Source organism: Pseudomonas sp. RA_5y_Pfl1_P24 (genome assembly GCF_963970945.1).
GTDB lineage: Bacteria > Pseudomonadota > Gammaproteobacteria > Pseudomonadales > Pseudomonadaceae > Aquipseudomonas > Aquipseudomonas tritici.
Window position 1 is genome coordinate 38,747 of the sequence record NZ_CAXAOJ010000023.1, and the last position, 18,534, is coordinate 57,280.

At 51.8% G+C, this 18,534-nt stretch carries 14 protein-coding genes and 1 pseudogene; 5 read left to right on the forward strand and 10 right to left on the reverse strand.

Going from position 1 to position 18,534, the window contains the following annotated elements:
* Nucleotides 1–89 precede the first annotated feature (89 nt).
* From AACY30_RS26500 to AACY30_RS26515, 4 genes are all read right to left on the reverse strand, one after another.
* The gene (locus AACY30_RS26500) at nt 90–719 is read right to left on the reverse strand and encodes an HAD family hydrolase (protein ID WP_057008416.1); all 630 of its coding nucleotides are present in this window, start codon (nt 717–719) and stop codon (nt 90–92) included.
* A 75-nt stretch (nt 720–794) separates the two neighbouring features.
* On the reverse strand, nt 795–1,292 hold the full coding sequence (locus tag AACY30_RS26505; protein ID WP_339541385.1) for a hypothetical protein: 498 nt from the start codon (nt 1,290–1,292) through the stop codon (nt 795–797).
* A gap of 218 nt (nt 1,293–1,510) precedes the next feature.
* Nucleotides 1,511–1,777, reverse strand: a complete 267-nt coding sequence (locus AACY30_RS26510; protein WP_057008418.1) for a hypothetical protein — start codon at nt 1,775–1,777, stop codon at nt 1,511–1,513.
* A 17-nt stretch (nt 1,778–1,794) separates the two neighbouring features.
* On the reverse strand, nt 1,795–2,526 hold the full coding sequence (locus tag AACY30_RS26515) for a metallophosphoesterase (RefSeq protein ID WP_057008419.1): 732 nt from the start codon (nt 2,524–2,526) through the stop codon (nt 1,795–1,797).
* 225 nt (nt 2,527–2,751) lie between these two features.
* On the opposite strand from AACY30_RS26515, the gene AACY30_RS26520 reads away from it, so the two are divergent.
* Both AACY30_RS26520 and AACY30_RS26525 read left to right on the forward strand, forming a co-directional pair.
* Nucleotides 2,752–3,207: a helix-turn-helix domain-containing protein gene (locus tag AACY30_RS26520; RefSeq protein ID WP_339541386.1), complete on the forward strand. Its 456-nt coding sequence runs from the start codon at nt 2,752–2,754 to the stop codon at nt 3,205–3,207.
* Between the two features lie 219 nt (nt 3,208–3,426).
* Entirely contained in the window at nt 3,427–4,983 is a 1,557-nt protein-coding gene (locus AACY30_RS26525) for a caspase family protein (RefSeq protein WP_339541387.1), read from the forward strand.
* An 894-nt stretch (nt 4,984–5,877) separates the two neighbouring features.
* Here the strand turns inward: AACY30_RS26525 and AACY30_RS26530 are convergent.
* The 3 genes from AACY30_RS26530 to AACY30_RS26540 all read right to left on the reverse strand — a co-directional run bounded on the left by AACY30_RS26530 (nt 5,878) and on the right by AACY30_RS26540 (nt 11,981).
* Complete coding sequence (locus AACY30_RS26530; protein WP_339541388.1) at nt 5,878–7,323, reverse strand: hypothetical protein; 1,446 nt, start codon at nt 7,321–7,323, stop codon at nt 5,878–5,880.
* Nucleotides 7,324–7,405: 82 nt separating this feature from the next.
* The gene (locus AACY30_RS26535; RefSeq protein ID WP_339541389.1) at nt 7,406–10,735 is read right to left on the reverse strand and encodes a UvrD-helicase domain-containing protein; all 3,330 of its coding nucleotides are present in this window, start codon (nt 10,733–10,735) and stop codon (nt 7,406–7,408) included.
* Nucleotide 10,736: 1 nt separating this feature from the next.
* Nucleotides 10,737–11,981: a hypothetical protein gene (locus AACY30_RS26540; protein ID WP_339541390.1), complete on the reverse strand. Its 1,245-nt coding sequence runs from the start codon at nt 11,979–11,981 to the stop codon at nt 10,737–10,739.
* Nucleotides 11,982–12,071: 90 nt separating this feature from the next.
* Here AACY30_RS26540 and AACY30_RS26545 point away from each other — a divergent pair, with 90 nt between their 5' ends.
* Entirely contained in the window at nt 12,072–13,112 is a 1,041-nt protein-coding gene (locus AACY30_RS26545; protein WP_339541391.1) for a TauD/TfdA family dioxygenase, read from the forward strand.
* A gap of 217 nt (nt 13,113–13,329) precedes the next feature.
* Here AACY30_RS26545 and AACY30_RS26550 read toward each other — a convergent pair whose 3' ends face one another.
* The 3 genes and pseudogenes from AACY30_RS26550 to AACY30_RS26560 all read right to left on the reverse strand — a co-directional run bounded on the left by AACY30_RS26550 (nt 13,330) and on the right by AACY30_RS26560 (nt 16,658).
* Nucleotides 13,330–14,550 carry a hypothetical protein gene (locus tag AACY30_RS26550; protein WP_339541392.1) on the reverse strand — a complete coding sequence of 407 codons (1,221 nt, stop codon included), beginning with the start codon at nt 14,548–14,550 and terminating at the stop codon, nt 13,330–13,332.
* A gap of 868 nt (nt 14,551–15,418) precedes the next feature.
* Nucleotides 15,419–15,562: pseudogene (gene greB / locus AACY30_RS26555) on the reverse strand (transcription elongation factor GreB); the annotation flags it as partial.
* Nucleotides 15,563–15,674: 112 nt separating this feature from the next.
* Nucleotides 15,675–16,658, reverse strand: coding sequence for a hypothetical protein (locus AACY30_RS26560; protein ID WP_339470443.1), 984 nt, complete (start codon nt 16,656–16,658; stop codon nt 15,675–15,677).
* A 220-nt stretch (nt 16,659–16,878) separates the two neighbouring features.
* Between AACY30_RS26560 and AACY30_RS26565 the strand changes: the two genes are divergently transcribed.
* Both AACY30_RS26565 and AACY30_RS26570 read left to right on the forward strand, forming a co-directional pair.
* Entirely contained in the window at nt 16,879–17,805 is a 927-nt protein-coding gene (locus AACY30_RS26565) for an ABC transporter ATP-binding protein (protein ID WP_339541397.1), read from the forward strand.
* Nucleotides 17,802–18,527: an ABC transporter permease gene (locus AACY30_RS26570; RefSeq protein ID WP_339541393.1), complete on the forward strand. Its 726-nt coding sequence runs from the start codon at nt 17,802–17,804 to the stop codon at nt 18,525–18,527. The genes AACY30_RS26565 and AACY30_RS26570 overlap by 4 nt, the downstream gene beginning before the upstream one ends.
* Nucleotides 18,528–18,534 lie beyond the last annotated feature (7 nt).

The following is an 18,534-nucleotide window of genomic DNA, read 5'->3' on the forward strand; positions in this document are numbered from 1 at the left end:
TTTCTCGAACTCCGCAGGAGTAAGCTGATAATATACAGCCCGACTTTTCTCACTATTTAACCTTGGCAAGGTTACCCTTGGCATGAGGCTCAGTTCTGTGTGACTATTTCATTGTAGAATTCCACCAAGTTAATAAAGCGCCCTCCACCAGCGCGGTCGAGGTGAAAGCCCTGAATCCCGCAAACACGCGGCCCTCGCTCATCACACTTTTTTGAGTCACCCACCATGATGACCTGCCCTTGCTTAGTATCGATAGCATGCTCAAGTCCTAACAGACTGCACACAGATCGATAAATCATTGGGTCAGGCTTCATTACCCCCAACTCAGCACTAAGCGCATAACCATCAAGATCGGGGAGCAGTCGCCTCGCAACGTCACAGTAAGGCGCAGCCAAGTTTGAGCACACAGCGATTTTGATGCCACTGGCCCTTAACAAATCTATTGCTGCCAAGGCGTCATCAAAGATCCGAACCGATGCCAGTTCAACCTCTAGAGCGTGCTCAAGCTCTGCCAGTGCCCAAGGGCTCAGCGTGATGCCTAGGGTCGCTGCGGCCTCCTTGAGCCCACCGCTCAACTTCATGATCACGCGCATGTCACCAGGGGACGCCGAACGCCCCTGCTCTGCCCCCATGCGAAGGAGACGCCGATAGGGGTTTTGGCGATCCTGGATTTCAAGGACTGTACCGAACAGATCGAAAATCACCGCCGCCGTTACCATGATTCACTCCTATCGCGACGAAGTCCGCTTTACACCGCGCTATCAGGCAAAGCCAGCTGTAATGGGTGAATTAGGCTAGCGCACTACTACACCATGCGCAGCTAGGTCATTTACCAATGTTTGGCGACGCAACATTTTCGGAAACTTGAAAATATTCCTGTAACTCAAATAAAACGCATAAGGGATGAACAACAAACCAAACCCGTAGGTAGCAGTCGCAATAATCACACCCGCAGGAACTGCAGCAACTCCATAGACGAGACCTTTAAGAATAGTGGATCTAGCGACACGTCGCACTTGATCAATATCATACTCAACTTTCCCGTTAGACTTATCAATTGCAATGAGTATGATTGATTTCTTATTAAGATGCTTGTAATACCAAATGCGCGGCGTATCGGTGTTCTTGGCACCATGCCTTCTCAGGTATTCAAGCATTACCACTTGCTTAAAGTGGACACTATTACCTTCCTCATCTTCACATCGAACCATGCTATACAGAACATCAAGATCACTATTGCCCTGCAGATCGTAATTCTTGACAGTGAGCGTCCTCTTAATCAGGCCAGACATACCTTTCCTTCAGTAGTTAATTGAGCTTTTGCCCGAGGCGCTGAGCAGCCGAAAGTCTGGCTGGCATACCTGCCCCTCCGAATAAACTTCCACCGTCCGCGCCGTTGCTATCCCGAGGGAGATTCAGGCAGCGACAGCGCCCCTGGCTGCAGTGTTACAAATAAGATTTTCCATGGAGACCTTGCCTGGCTAGACGGAGGTTCAGGCCCTGCCCCGATCTACGAAAGCTTGGATACGATCACGTAATGATCGTGGCCACCTAGACTACGCACCAGAGTAAAACCGCCCTGCTGACGGACAGACCGAACTTCAGGTGTCACTACAGTCATGCCGTCTGCGTTGACCCCAGAGAGATCTTGATACACCAGGCCGGTGTAGCGGTTACCCACCATCGCGGCGTCCAAAAGATATGCATCGATAGTCACGCCCCACTCGATCACGGTCGCTCGCACAACCCGCACGGGGAACTCGGTCAATTCACACACTCACTACTCTCCACTCATCAAACGATTTCAATGATTTTGCAAGGATCGAACCCGCATTGTTCCTGCGGATACCCGCGCTGGTTTGACAGTAAGCGGCACCCACCCAGCACCCTGTCGATCGAGTGGTGCGTGTGACCAAATGCCCAGAAATCCGCTTGCTCGACCAACCCATGCCATCTGTTGAAGTAGGCGGCACTGACATGCCCATCATGTTCGTCACCCGCCACTTCAGGTATTGGGCAGTGATGTGTTACAACGAAGCTCTTACCAGGAAACGGCTTGCTCAGTTCTCGACTGAGAAAATCCTTGCTGGCTGCGTTCTTGGCAATCACATCGGCTGGCCGTAGGCGCCGATAATTGGAGTCGGCCCTGATCACTTTGAAGTCGTTCATCTCGCGGGCGCACGTCATGCTCGCTGCGACCGCGTCGCCAGTGCTACCGAAATCCGTCCACGCCGTTGCAACCAAGAACCGCACATTGCCCACAATCACAGATTCGTTCTCCATCACATGGACATTGACAGCGGCTGCGGCCTTCATCTTTTCGACCGTACGGTCGATGTTGCCCTTGTAGTGCTCATGGTTGCCGGCGCAGTAGATCACCTTGCTTTTGAATGTCTCGTTTGCCCACAAAACACCTCTTGCTTGGATACCGATGTCGCCGGCGAGCACGACAAGATCAGCGGCAACATCTGGCGGATCGAAAGGCGTGAACTCGATGTGAAGGTCGCTGTAGATCAGTACTTTCATTCCTGGTAGGCCTTTCAGGTCGTGCTACTGCCGGTACGGTTAGCCCAGCCAGGAACTGGCTCTATCGCTGCCGGACTGAATTTCGACTTTTGCATATATTGAAGAACCGCTTGAGGCAGCAGCATGCAGGCAAGGCCGCCACCTCAAACGAGACAGACGATGACTATAGACACTTGCATGTGACAGAGCAAATTCAGCATATCGTTGCGTTTGCCAGGAACGTCAATGTCGCTTCGTACCGCCTATGCCGCAGCTCTGCAATTGCTTCGTACGCGAGGAGAGATTTCGCAGCGGGAGCTAGCAGACGCAGTCGACCCTAGCTATGTCAGCCGGTTGGAAGCAGGCACTCGATCAGTAACGCTGGACGTGAGTCATGAGCTTGCAAAGGCACTAGGAGTGGACCCGCTGACCTTGCTGGCACTGGCGTACGCTGCAGAGCGAGGACAAACGCCCCGACAGGTTGTTGATCAGCTTGTGCGAGACCTTGAGTCAACCGGATTGCTCGGTAGTGAAATACCGCCCTTGCCTTCTAAAAGGACGCATCCGGTGGTGGCAGCGTCCTTGGAGCTGAGAGCGCAGATCAGGGAGTTGATTGATCAGGGCTTTAGTCAGGCCGAGGTGGCGAGGATACTGGGCGTTTCTCGTCAGACTGTCAGTAATCGCCTGAAGAAATTGTCTTGATGCTCGCGACATGGCGCGGCGTTGCACCCGAATGTCCGTAGGGACTCAACGAAGCGTCAACTTGACAGTAGGTCAGCCAAGTAGAGGAAGGCCGGGGCAGCACATGCCGCCACGACGATTGAGCAAAAGAAAGCTAATCGCTAGCATGTCTTAGTTTGGCCCGCAGCAGGGTTGGCAATTATCAAAGTCAGGCGGTTCTCGCTTGCGGAGGGAGCAAGGATGGGTAAGAAGGTTACGGGAAGATCTGCTGGGAAGGCCATTGAGACTACTGAGATTTGCTCTGGCGGAGCACCGAAGCGTGTTACTGCGGTCGTGGTCGCCCTCGAAAACTATCGTAGGGATGAATTGCCGGTTGTAGATTTTGCGCATGCCGATGCAGATGGCTTCGCTGCCGCGCTTCGCCAGATTTATCCGGCTGAAATCCTTCACCTCGACGTAATCAAAGATGAAGACGCAACGCTGTCGGCGCTTCAAGCGGTGAGCTATACCATTCAAAATCTCGAAGAGGATGAACTTTTCATCTTCTATTATGCCGGGCATGGCTTCCATGGCGCCGGACAGAACCGACTAAGTGCGTTCGATACCAACCGTTTCAACTTTGAAGGTACTACCTTAAGTCTACAATCTGATTTGCTTGAGCACTTGGAGGCAAGCGAGTGCAGCCAGGCTCTTATCTTTGTCGACGCATGCGCAGCAAACTTCGCGCAGGTGATCAATTGTCGCGACGTAATTTCAAATCTTGAGCCGCTGGAAGTCGAGAATTTCCTAGACGGCAACTGGTACTGTGGTGTGTTCCTCTCCTGCTCCCCTCAGGAAAAATCATACCCGGCTCAGCCATTAGGTCACGGTATTTGGACTCATTTTTTGCTGGAAGCCTTGGAAGGACGAGCCGACGGCGCTCTACGTGACAGATGGCTCACAGATGCTAGTCTTCGTGACTATCTGCAGTACGAGGTACGCCGGTACATCACGCATGAAATGACGATCAAGGCTTCCCAAACACCTCAGGCAATACTTTCTGGTAGCGGTAGCTTTCGCATTCGTTATATTGAGGAGCCTTCCATCGCGACTGCTCCTGCCAGCGACGTACTGGCGAAGATCATCTTCCAGAACAATACTGAATTTTTGGAGAGCGCTGAGACGGGCCGAATTCGCTCTCTAGCCGGATTTAGTTCCAAATACCGCGAGCCAATCGGCTTTTCCGAATCCGCTGATAAATTTTGCAGAACGCTGCTAGACACACAAATCAAGGAAGAAATACAGGAAATTTATCAAGCAACGATAGCTGCATTCGGTGCGCGCCGAAAAGACGTGCAAAAAGGTGAAGACTACGGTGCCGGCGATGTAGCGCACGAGTACTTCAGGTATTCGGTTAACAGCGGACAAAATCCTGAGGATCACTCGGAGTTTGTGATCTATAGGACTCTGCAGCTCAGGGATGGATGGCACAATCACCGAGAAGCCATCGAAGATATCTTCGACCGTGACTTTGATCATCTAGTGATTGATTTCGCTCGACTGAAGCTCTCCTTCGATGACCTCGTGGACAGCCTGGAGGACGTCCGTGATGCTCACGGAGGTGAAATTGATGATGACGACAGAACCATGCGCGTCACATACTCCACGGGGGAAGCGGCGTTCACCTTTGATCTGAGGCGGCATAGGCTAGAGATTCAAATTGCTGGAGCTGATGCACTGGATATTTTAGATGGTGTGAAGCATTTCCAGCTTGGCAATGCTAAGCCGAGTCCTATGCTTGAGGCGCCATTAAAATAGAGATCCTCGCAATCCGCTGCTCGCATGGCTTTTTGAATCTCTCTTGCAGTCGGGGACATGCAGCTCCGCTCGATACCTGCGGGGCTCCGCCTTAAGGCCTAGGGTCTGCGGAGCCAGCTGGAACGCACTGCGTACAGCTCTAGGCTCTGTACGATATTATATGTCGCAGAGCAATGCGAGTGCCGTCCAACCTAGGCAACTATCCAGAAAATCCTAGTTGCGCCCAGTCAACTCATTTCCGAAGCTGGGCGTGAACACTATGTCGTCCGGGCAATCACTGCATATAGAGGTAAAGGGAATGCCCTCGCGCCTTGGTAAAGCCGACATACCTCAAAGACCAGCGCCGTCAAAAGCTCTGAGTATCGCCGCGATCTCTACGCCGTGACATCATTTAACTATAACAATAAGGAATTTAGGTACTAGCTGATGACACACTCTCTACCCCTTTCAGTTGACATTGACCACTCAGCAAATTTTTCCGCAAATCACACGACGAGCAAAACTGAATCAATCAACCGATCCGTTTTCAGCGCATTGGTCTGGCCTATAGCATGGCGGATTTTGTCGCTTACGGCGTTCCAAACAACTCTTATTCTTGGAAGGCAAAATTTTTTTGCTGACATGTTAAATCTCGGATTAAACAAGATTCAGAGCGAAGCACTCCTGAACGCTAAACGATGGGATGCACGAATGGCGCTCGCCTGGAGCCACCTCACGCCTGCGGAGCGCAAGCTGGCACAAAACTTGACTACGCTAAGTATGAAAACTATTGGCCTGAACTTGACTTCCTTGAACTTGATTACATACGCAGCTACTCACTCGTTTACCGAGACGATGCCTATATCTGCTCAAGCGCTCCATAAACCACTCACTCAAAGCGAACCATAAGAAACCTCAATGCAACTCAGGCTCTTCCCCAAAATCCTCCAGAGAACTGACATGAAGAATAAAATCCTCAGGCCGCATAAAGAACTTAGAAACCGCCAACCTACAGTATTCCTCTGTCTTATTAAATATATCAACATTGCCAATCAAATAATCAGAAATACTAAAATCAACCCGATTAGGGACACAGATCTCAGTCTCATCCGAGAGAAACACATCAAGGAGCCGAACCTCTGAAAGGTCACAAACCCCTAGTGGCCGCTCACTCAAAACACTTCGATTATACAAACTACACGAACGTATAATTTCTTCATCAATTGCGCTGGATAACTCGGTTATATTTTTAAGAGAGCTTGAGAACATAAAACTATCAGTCATCCCATAATGCATCAAAAAACCATTAACACGTGAAGCCCAGAACTTCAATATGACAGCCAGTGGATTCGTTTTTAGAAGCTTAAGGACATGGACACGAGTTGAGTAGTTAGAGGTCTGCATCCACCCATAAATAAATAGTGCCGTTTTGAAAAAAATCACTGCCCTCGACCCTTCCCTCCGCATATCCTGAGAGAGTGTCGCGCCCGCATATTCGTTCAAAAAAAATCTCTCGATATACGAACTTATAGCAGAGCATGCAATCATATTTACATCCAAAGTAAAACGACAAAGCGTAGCAGTGAACACTAGTTGCTCCCTCAGCGTAAGCTCCCTAAAGTGGAGCTTTACCAGAGATATCAGCACTGTGTATTCTGAACGTTCCTTATCATCCAGTATTTTTTGAAAGTCCCTATTCACTTCATCAAGATACTCATCTTTTTCTGAGCAAGCCTCAAGGGCTTCGGCTGCAACTATTTTGACTAGCGTCTCATTAGCAAGAGCATTAGCCTCAAGAACAGCCAACATACTAAGCGGGACTTTTTGAATAACCTCATCACCGCAATTATAAATAACAAATATTAGCGGCCCAAATCGATCATCCACAACTACCTCATGAGTCATAGATGTCGTTCGGGAAAGCTGGAACTCACCCAGCTCCAGCAGCTCCTTGTGAGACCGCAACTCGGATACGTTCAAATAGAATACGGACAAAGCCTGCTCAACGCTCAAACCCTCTGAAATCCTTTTCATCAGATTTAACTTTCTGAATAAAAATTCCAAGCCCCACGATGTTGTTACACAATCATTAAAATGAGTAGCCTCATGTACCACTAGAGACCGGAAATTAACCCGCACGGGCCAATACTCATCCCACTTGTTCGGGAGTGTCTCTCTCAGCGCCTCCTCCAGGACACTCTTAGCAGGCGCCGTGTAGTTTCTTATCTCTATAAGATTTGTGTAAAAATCGAAGTAACCCAACTCATTTGACGTCGCAAAAATTCTGCCCATAATAAAGCTACCAGATATAAAACTTGCTATTAATTTTAAAAAAATGAGAGCCACCCAGAAAGCTCTCATAAGTCTTGGAAAACCTTAGTCAAACTCCCAACTCACCACCTAAGAAAAAAGGGGCTAAGCACATCTATGTGCAACATTCGAATCAGTGCCTCTGAGCACAAATCGTCGAATAGGCGCATCGATTGCAGTGTTTGCCTCGGGTTGCTTTGCGCTCACCAGCACGCAATGCGCCGATCGACTTAAACACATTTGTAGTGCTCGCTCTGGCAGACGGAACTGCGTCTTCAGAAAGCCCCGTGACGAGCGAATGAATTGAAATTCGGTTGCAACGTCTGCCTCCCAAGTTCTCCAGGATGGGTCGAACATTTCGCGCTACAGCACTGAGGCCAACTCCCGTTCGCAGCCAAATCACATCACCACTCGCCTCGCGAAGCATCCAGGGCATGGTAATGGCCTGGCCATTCACGCTGGCAGTTGTTTCGGGAACGTAAGACGCGCTACCCGGCTGCCATGAAGCACCTCGATTGAAGGCGATCCAAGCGTGCTCCATCAGCATCTTGTCCTCCTCCCATGTCGGCAGCGACTTCTCGCCCCAAGCTTGCAGGAAGGCTTCATCGGTCTTCATTCCATCCCGGTAGAAGTATTCAAGCCCTGCCAACACTGCTCGACGAGCCCGAATTGAGACATCCAAATCCTGTTCGATGGGAAGATTCAATTCTTGGGCATAGTGATACTGCAGGGAGCAGGTCATGAACCCATCAAGGGCAGCGAAGGTCATCGCCACAGGTGGTGTCATGGGTACGCGCGAAACAGGCGCCGCTACTGGAACAGAGGCTCGCGCGACGCTGGCAGGAATTACTGAAGGATCACGCAAGGGATCGGGAATCGTCGCTGCGTCAGTGCCGCCGTAGACCTTCAACCGATCTTTCGCCCTAGACAGGCCAACGTACAACAGATTGTTCCGCTCGATGGCCTCACCTTGGAGCCGCAGGGCTTGCGTGCTGTGTAGCGCTTCAGGGGGCAGCAGCAACGCCTGGCGCTCATCAAAACGTGGCGATGCCTCTGCGCCAAACTTGGTCTTTTCAACGTTGGCCATGTGCACGACGTCGAACTCAAGTCCTTTGCTGCCATGGACGGTCATGAGCCTCACAGCGTCGATCGCAGCCGCCTCGGGTGGAAGCGCGCGCTCCGCTGATCGTTGCCCGATATACCGCCGAAAATCTTCTCTGACCAAAAACTTCGATAACGTCGCCTGGCTACCTACACCATCGCTGTTGCGAACCCCGTAGAGGAATTGCCACAACGCCAGGCGATTGATCTGCGCAGCAGCAGACTGGTCAGCCAGCGACTCCAACCCAAAGCCTTTTTCAAACAGCAGGTCACAGACAAAAACCCAAGGGCGAGAACTTCGCGTAGCCCCTTCCAACAAGTCACTCAACTCCTGGACAACCTGCTGCCCTTGCGCCGAGAGGACTGCAGTGGGACGGCTCAGCCAACGACCACGCTGGTGGTTGAAACCTAGCTTGGACTGGTTCGTCAGCACTTCGATGTCTGCTGCCGACATCCGTAAGTTTGCACGTCTGAACAAGCCAAGGAGCGCCCCAGGCGAGCGCTGCGTCAGCAGTTGCATCAGGCACATGAACTCTTTGACTTCAGCCCTCTGGTTCAACTCACCAAGGTGCAACACAGGAATGCCAGCAGCCTCGATATCTTGGGCAAGCTTGTCTACTTGGGCATTCGTTGAGCTGATGATGCCCTGACTGCCGTACGAGTACCCTGCGGCTCGACACTGAGCAATCTCGCTGACGATGACACTGCTCTGAGCATCCCTTTGGGTGTGGAGTAAAGCTGGCATAACCCCGGTGACGGAGCGTGAAGGTGATACAGGATCCAGGGGCACGAGTGGCTGCAGCACATGGTCGGTTCCAGCCCGTTCAACAAGACGAAGAATCTCTGGAGAGCTGCGCCGGTTGATGTCCAAGCTGTATCGCCTGATTGAGGCGGCCTGTCCTCTAGCAACGTACGCCTCGTCAAACTTGAGCAAACTTTGGATCGACGCACCACGCCAATGATGAATAGCCTGACGAATATCACCGACGACCCACAGGCAACGTTGCGGCGATCCGATTTTTTTGACGAACTCGATCATCACATGATTGACGTCCTGGTACTCATCCACCAAGACGTGATCGTACTGTTCTAGGAAAGCCGCCAAAGACGCACGATCATCACGAGCCTGCACGGTGGGTCGAACCAGAAGGTCTGCATAGTCCACCCACCCTTCCCGCCGTAGTACAGCTTCGTAGGCCTTGTAGAGGGTCACTATGTCGTTCCGCTCTCGCTCAACATCAGGCTCAACCGCCGGCAATGCTCGAACGATCGCAGCGTATTCGTCCGGGGTGACCAATTCTTCTTTCAGACGATGGATGATCCTCAACACATCAGGCAACCAGTCATACGGGTTGCTCAACCTGAAGAAATATTCGAGCTGCAAGGTGGGCAGTTTTTCGACCATCATCCTGACTTGCTGCAGAGTGTCAGCGATCTTGATCTGAGGTGGCAGACCGAAGAGAAGGTTGTGCTTTCGCAGGAGCTCAAGTCCGAACGAATGGAAGGTGCCAGCCCATACCTGTGAAGCATTCGGAACATTGGCTGCCGTCAACCGTTCTACAAGCTCCTGGGCGGCGCGGTTGGTAAAGGTCATCACCAAAATTCTATTGGCGGGAACCCCAATGGCGATCAAATGGGCTACTCGGTGTACCAACGTCGTGGTCTTACCGGTTCCAGGGCCCGCAACCACATTGACAAACTTCTCTGGGGCCTCAGCCGCAAGACGCTGGGCATCGCTCGGGGGATGTGCGGGAGCCGGAGGAACTGGAGGGACATCCGGGAGCAGCAGCGCGTCAGCCAATTGCTGCCTTACGACTTCTAGCGGCAACAGAAAGTGCGTCGCTACCAATCGAGAACGCCATCCTGCTGACCACAATGCCCTGGCCGCCGTCCTGGGTAACAACAGCTCTCGCGCAAAGACGTTTGCTTGGAGCTCATTGCGCTCCCATGCGCCATACCCCTCCACCACCGCACTTCCGGGACTGGTGCTGCTGGGGTTGCTAATAGCAGTGGTGGTATTAGTTTCATCGTCGGGGTCGGCGATAAAAGACACTGTAGAAGTACCACGAGCGGGCTGGGGTGAGTCGAGATACCAGTGGCCCAATTCGTGGGCCAACAGATAAGCCTTCGCCTCAGGTCGAACGTCATCACGAATCAGGATGGTGCGCATAGACCGCTGTAGAAGCGCATCGGCTTCACCCAACACATAGTCATCGGGAGCCACCCACTCGATCGCAATGCCTAACGTCGCTTCAGCAACGTCGATCAGTTGCTGGCTGGTCGGATACTGTTCACCGCACGCAGCGATGAGTTTCGCCCGTGCATTGATGGCCTGAATTCGTGCACGGTCGAAAGGATTCATATCAGTCTCCTAAGGCCAACAGTTGCGCCTCTTCGTCATGAGGTAAGTGGAGCGCTTTCACCGCCTCCTCCCAAGAAACAGGCTCTTTTAGCACCCTTGGTTGGCCGTTGGGCGCTTTAAAGGAAGGTGCCGCTAGCTGACGGAAATTCAGACTCACCGCTTCATTCATCGCTTCTGGCGAAACCTGGAAATACTCGGCGACATTTCTCATCAAGACACCCGGTGCACGAACTATCCCAACCAGCACCTCGTTGACCAATCTTCGCTTGCCGGGAAGGCCTAGGTGATTGGCCAGCTCGTTGGCTTTAGGGCCCACAAGGCCTGCAATCTCGGCTTGAGCACGTGCCACTTCAGTTGGATCAGGGATTACTCGGGCAGCAGTAGTAGAGACTGCCTGGGCAGTGGCAGGGAGGGATGAAGCAACCGTCTGGACTTGTGGACAATGAGAAAGCTCCTCAGCCAATATCCCACCCACGATTTGAGAAGCCGACCGTCCGTATTCTTTCGCGGTCAACTTGAGCTCCAGACTGAGCTTGCGATCAAGTCGGGCCATCCATTGTTCGGACTGGCCATCATAGCTCGCCACCTTCTGCTCATAGCCGTCGAGCACCTTTCTCCCACTACGCTTTTCGATCGCATCCTCAAAACGCTCGTAGCCACTTTCGACCATCTCTCGAACGAGCACTGAGAATTTCTTGCTCTTCTTCTCCGCAACGGCCTTAAGCGCTTCATGCATAGCGACCGGCACATATACGCCTACCGTCTGCAATGTGCCCTTGGTGCCGGTCACGGATGCAGATCGCGGCGCCTGCGATGCACGAGGCAAAGCGGGTTCATAATGACTGCGCATAGACACCTCCTGTGGCGACGCTTGGGTTTGTAGACCTTCTGGAATCAAGGGCTTGGGTTCGTCCCGCCCTGACTTACCTTGCTGCAGTTGCTGTTGTTTCGATTGCAGGTTCGGGTGGTGCTTCGGTGCATCTTGAAGGGATGATAGTGCTGAACCATTAATGGTCGGCGGAACCACCAAGTTGGCAGTCAGGGCGGCCATGACCTGCTTGGCAAGAAGATCTGGGGTCGCCGCCTGCACCTGTAGGATCTGCCCCTCCGGCGCAGCAACCGTACACTGACAAGCGCCCCCTACCATCTGAAAATCCGCTGTCGCAGACACCCATCCCAGGTAATCCGACCACGCCCTAAGCGGAGCGTTGAGGGCTGGAGACGGCAAATTGACATTACGTTTCATGGTAGACTCTGGGCATCGTGACGGAAGCAGTGGCGCGCCAGAAGGCGCTTGTATATCATCTTTATATCACTCGCGATGGTAGGGACACAATTGATCGACGCTTATTTTTCCAGGGCTATCCGAGATTCAGTGAGCCAATGGATGTACGATAATTCGCTCGAATCCTGCCTCGCAGCGCTCGACAATCCGGTTGAGCTTGGCGCGCACCTGCTACCCCAAGTCATCGCTGCTCTCACGGAGGTCAACGTCGACCTGTACGACCTCCAGCACAGCGCTTGGGCGAATCCGTTGATTCATCTGCGCGGTGTCTTTGAAATTCACGATCTGCCAGGAACGCCAACTGCTTTCATTCCCGTGCCTGACGTTCCCACTACCGTGGCCGCCAGGGCCAGCGCGGTGGTCTGTCTTGCCGCGCTCAATACGGACACCATTTCTTATGGCTCCGAAAACGATGGCCACCTATTTGTGAACCTTGTAGTGCTTCCGGGCGATGATGACTTTGCGGAAAAGTCCAAGGGCGATATGCGCGGCCATACCGACGGGGTTTCATTCCCGGTTCGCGGCCTGCCGCATGAATTTGACGAGCGCGTAGCCCCTTCCCCTGACTTTGTTTGCCTGAGTGGTCTTCGTAATCCTTACGGCACTACCACCACGGTCATGCCACTCTCTGCTGTCCTGCAGAGGCTGACAAGCGAGGAGATCAATGAGCTGACGAAGCCTCAGTACATCCTACGCCCTCAGAAAACCTTCAAGCGTGGGCTGCGCAAACTCTTCGGCAAGGACAGTCCGCTGCTGGAGGTAATGGCTGGCATCCAAATGCTGTTCGAAACCGAGGATGGATATTGGATTCGCTACAGCCACAGTGCGTCGGAAACCGATTTTGACTCCGAGCTTGCGAGCCAAGCGATAACGCGCTTCGAGCAGGCCTGCCAGGAATGCTCCGCGTCGGTGGTCATTGCGCCTGGCGATATCCTGCTCGTAAACAATCGCATTGGGCTGCATGGGCGCGGCGTAGTAGGCGGCGAGGCAGGTGGTGACTCACGGTGGCTGCTGCGTACCTACGGCCTGGATACCCGGAAGCTACGGGCTGACCAGCGCTATCCCGATAGTTCCTTCAAGCTCTACCCGTGATTTGGGCGCGGGATGCTGTGTGTGGCATCCCGCATCCTTTCGAAGCGAAAGGGTTAGACGTCTAAACTCAATACGAAATCCTGATGAAGCTAATCGCCGCCGTTCGCACACCGAGACTTTGTAGAAACCTCAAGCCAATGGCATCAGCTATATTCCTTAACGTTCATATACATTGATGATATTTGCAGCAACCTGCTTTTCTCTAAAGACCATGAACTTATGAGTCATCAAAATCTATACCATTGCTACCCGAAAACACTACCTCCAGTGCTTCCCAGAGGCAAAACGGATTGGTGTGATCGAGTTCCTCATTGAAAAAATCCTCTCCAGTTTTATTCGAATACAATATCTCCCTGACAAACTCTCCAAACTCACCCCAAACATTGCAAGAAACAGCACTTACATTTTGCCATGACTCAAACGCCCTTGAAAATTGACGATAGGATGCAGGCGTTTCATATGTGACATGGTAAAATTTTTTAAGAAACTGCTCCGCCTCGCTCACCAGTTCATAAAAATGATTCTGAAGATGGCTATCATGGTCGCTTGCTATGTCGAGTAAAAAAGAAGAAATATTGGTTTTCCTCGATAGCAAGGATGGCACATCTAATAGCTTGAACGGATCAAGCAGACCGATGGTTATAAAGTACGTAGCGACCGGGCCACATGTATTTTCTGTGTATTCATTTTTATGCAGGAAATAAAAGCCATTTGACCCGAGTCTATTAGCTCTATCCAACAGCATGTCGTCGACGACTTTGAGAATCATCTCGATATTTTCATTTGCTTTTATACTGACTTTCTTATGCTGATATAGACTAAGAGAATAAACGGAAATTGCTTTATCCGACAGCCTATAGTCTTTCATCCCTAGGGATTTTAGTGGATCAACGATTTCAAAGTTTAAGTATATTTTATTTTTCGGTCTGAGACACAAGACCTTCATTCCAAAAAAACTCAAAACCTGTAGTACAGCATGCGAAAGCAAGACGCCGAATTCATCACTTATAATTATCAGTGATATCTCATGATTATTTAATGTCGGCATGAGAGTACGGAGTTCAAAAACATATGCAAAAAGCTCAGTCACCGCTTCCCGTTCAGTTTTTGATCCAACTTTCAACTCGAATAAGAAAAAATTTTTACACTCATCGTAAGCTATGATATCTGGATAAAGTCGATCTGATTTATCCAGCGATATATTGGTGGGATTGATACCCCCCACCAAAGAAATATCCCACTTCGCAAATCTATCGCAAATCCAAATAACTGACGAGTCATAGCGGTCTGTCAGAATATTTCTATAGGAGTACTCTCTATAGCCTGGCCTGCTGCCTTTCTTTCGACCCCTGAAATAGCCCAGATTGGTTATACGACTCGCGAGATCTTGATCTTGCAATATTCTTACCACAGCGTCCTGCAGTTCTGCTTCCTTCATAACCATTCAAGCCTTTTAAATCCCTAGAATTTTATTGCAAAAATCAATGCATGACTCGATAAATTTTGGTCTGTATTGCGCGCACTGGTAGAGCTCTTTGAAACACATAGAGGGCGTTGGGTACCAACCTACTCTTTGATGAACCATTTTCACTGGGGTGAACCATGCCTGCCTGAGTGAGCGCTTGGAGCTATTCTGGCAATACGCTCCTGGGGTACCCCTGAGCGATTACGTTCACGAGAGCCTGGTAATAGTTAATGGGGTGCTGGAACTGTTAGTACATAGTACATAGTTTGTGGAGATTGGGTCGAGGCAGCGAGGGCAACCTCGCTTGGAAACTCATGATCACGAGAGGAGTTGATTACTTTTTCGCCGTTTCAGGGAGTAGGAGTTGCAGGGAGGGTCTAGATAGTATGAAAAATTACCGGTTGTAATGCCTTGGGATCGAGGGTTTACAGTCTCGCACAAAAAACGTGCCAGCCTTACGCTGGCCGCAAATGAAATTTTGCATGCAGCAGTGGGATAGGAAATCCTCACGCCTCGCGTCCGGGACACCATCGCTCTCAAATACCTGTCATTTTCTTGGCGGGATGACGGAGCCATCTCTAGCCTCCTAAAGTCGCATTTTGCGAACAAAGATCAAGGCAAAAATTTCATTCTCACGAGCGACGTCAATCTCCCTCTGCTGACTGTATTGATCGTCGACGTCACCGCCCAGCATCTCGGATCTCGCACCAGAATCTAGCTGATCGAAGATGGAAAACGCCTATCGTTTCAGTACTAGTGATTTGGTACCGGTACTGAAACTGGAGGCCAAGAGAGGTAAGGGGTGCAGTTGGTTTCAGTACCGCCTGAGGGGAGTTTCGAGATAATCGGCGTTTTCGCTACGGTCCCCCAGCGAGGCCGCCCACGTCACTTTGCGCGTGGTGTCCGGGCGCTTCTCACGCCAGAGGTAATCCAGCTCCTTCTTCAGCGCTTCATGGCCTTCTTTGGTAATCAGCTTGGTACTCAAACGCTTGCATCCCCAGGCAATGTCCATAGGTGCCGATACGCCTGGGTTTCAGCCCCGGCGTTGGCTGGCTGGCGTTGATGATAAATGAACGCGGGAAAGTAGCCAGGCCAGTCTAGCTATCCAACGCCCGATCCAGCTCAAGCAGCATGCCTCTCAGGCTTTGCCGCAGGCCCGCCACCTGCGACGTCATCACCTTCAGGGCTTCGGTCCTCTGGCTGACCGCAAGCGACTGATCATGCAATTGAGCGGTGCGTTGTTCCAGTTCTCGAACCTTCTCGTCCAACTGGCTTTGCCCCTGCTGCAACCGCGCCTGCCATTGCTCAAGTGCCGTCTCCTGCTCGATTGCCGCGAGTTTTTGCTGGGTCAGCTCCTGGGCGACACGGGCAAGGTTGGTCAACGTACTGTCCACTTCGAACAACGTACTGTGGTCACCTGACGCAGGGGGTTGCGGTTGTGCCGGCGCAACGGGTGCCCGTGGGATTGCAGGTGGCGGCGGCGCCATGACCACGGGCGTTTCGACGGAAGCTGGCAGGGGCTCCTCAACCAGATGTTCATGCATCGGCCGGGGTGGCTCTGAGGGGCCTGCCCCTTTGGCCGGGGAGCTCATTTGCGACGAAAAACGAATGGACGGCACGATCAATGAAGCACTCTCGATAGCCGGCAGTGTCGATGCCGACATGCCCAGGGTGATCACTTTCATCACCAGCGCTTTCTTGATGATCACCGAGTGATGATCCTCGGGCCTGGCGGGCGGCAGCTTGCAACCTTTCAAATCAACAAAATGATAGGGCACCTGGGTCTCAGTAACGCCGCCCGCCTTAACCCCCGAAGCGGCCAATGTCAGTATTTGCTTAAAAACATGTAAGGCCACCTGCAAATCTTCCTTGGACTCGACCCCGCCCAGGAAATACCGATCAAGCTTCTTACGCAAGGCCGCGATATAGACCCTGGAACTTCCCGGCTCTACCTCCTCATCCAAACTGTAAACAAGAAAGTTGCACGCCGTCTGACCTACAGCAAACCCACAGAGCAGCGCACCGTTAACCGGAGCATCTTGACCGTCGCGTTCAAGCACAAGGGTACGTAGCAGCATCATGGCATTCAGGCCTCATTATGCGGGGCAGAAAGTTTACATAAACAACAAATAAACATTCGAAAATTTGACGTTTTTAAAACACAACACATTGTTTCAGTGGCTTGACTGCCCCGCACGTAGGACTTGTCTTATTAATAGTTATCGGCGTTCCCAAAAACGGTCATTACCCGTACCCTTTTTTCACGCCCCCTACGTCATGCCAAACTTATTCGGTAAAAACATGATCGAAATAAGCAATCTGACAAAACACACGGGTAACACAACTCTAATAAGCGACTTTTCATTTAGCGCCCCGTCACAAGAATGCCTGGGTTTATTCGGAGAGGATCATACGGTCAAAACAGCCCTGCTCAATCTAATAGCCGGTTCGACCCAGCCGTCCAGCGGTTATATAAATATCCAGGGCTTCAATACTCAAACCCATGCACTTAAAGCGAGAAAACTCGTCGGCTACCAACTGTCCAAAGACCTCGGCCATCCAACAATGTCCGTCAATACATTCCTTGGTTTTATCGCGGCCGTTCGCGGCCTCCATGGCGCCGAAAAGCGCGCACGGTTGGAACACGTTGTTGCACGACTGGAACTGTTTCCGGTGCTCAATGCCCCCCTCGACGCGCTCTCCATTGCCTGGAAACGCAAAGTCGCTATTGCCCAAGCCATCCTGCATGGTCCAGCCCTGTTACTGCTGGATGAGCCAACGGAAGGGTTCGCACCTGATCAGAAACATACCTTCAGGGCGCTTATCCAATCACTGACGCAAGAAATGACAGTGATCATCGCCTCTCGTCATTGCGATGAATTGTCCCAATTGTGTACACGCGCGTTGGTCATAGCCGGCGGTCGCCTGGTGGCCGATACCCCACTGCCCGATCTACAGCGCGACTCCCGTCACTTCCAGGCCGTCACACTTGCTGCGGACGCCCCGTTGGATCTGCTGGCCCTCGCCGTACTGCCAGGCGTGGCAGGCATCGAAGAGCATCGGCATGCACCCGGCACGGTGACCGTTCTCGCCATGCCGGGGCACACCATCTATCCCCATATCAACACGCTGATTGCCAGTCGTCGCTGGAAAATCAACTCACTGAACCTGGAACCAGGGCGCCTCAATGATGTAGTCCAGCAGTTGAGCCAGGAGGCGTCTCTTTGAAACTATTGCCTGTCATTTTAAAGCGTCAACTTGCCAGCTTTGCCTGCACGCCCAGTATTTACCTGAGCATTGCGACCTTCCTGATACTGTCAGTGACATTGGGCATGTACGTAAGCTCGTGGCCGGAACAAAACCACAACGACTTGCAGGTCTTTTTTCAGTTCCATCCCTGGCTGTACTTATTGTTGATTCCCGCCCTGGCCACGCAACTATGGTCGGATGAGGCCAATGCAGGTTTTTTCGGCGTGATGAAAACCATGCCCATCACGACCCTTGAATGGGTTATCGGGAAATTCCTCGCCGCCTGGCTCGTCGCAGGCACAACGCTGCTCCTGATGTTTCCTCTCGTCATCATTGCCAACTCCTTGGGCAGCGCGGACAACAGCGTTATTGCTTCACAATTTTTAGCGAGTTGGCTGCTCGCGGGTAGCTACCTGTCCGCCGGCTGCTTTATTTGCACTTTTGTATGCCAGCGCACTGTCATTTTCATACTGACCCTTGTCTTGCTGCTGACAACCAGTGGACTCTCTACTGTATTGGATGCGCTTGAGCACCAAGCCCCGATAGGGTTGATCGACAGCCTGGCCACCCTCAGCCCGGCTTTACGATTCAGCAGTATTGATGATGGAAAACTTACACTTCGCGACACGCTTTACTTCATTAGCATGATCCTCGCCTTTCTCGCTGCGGCGACCGTCACACTCAACTACAAACACAGCTGAGAAGGGA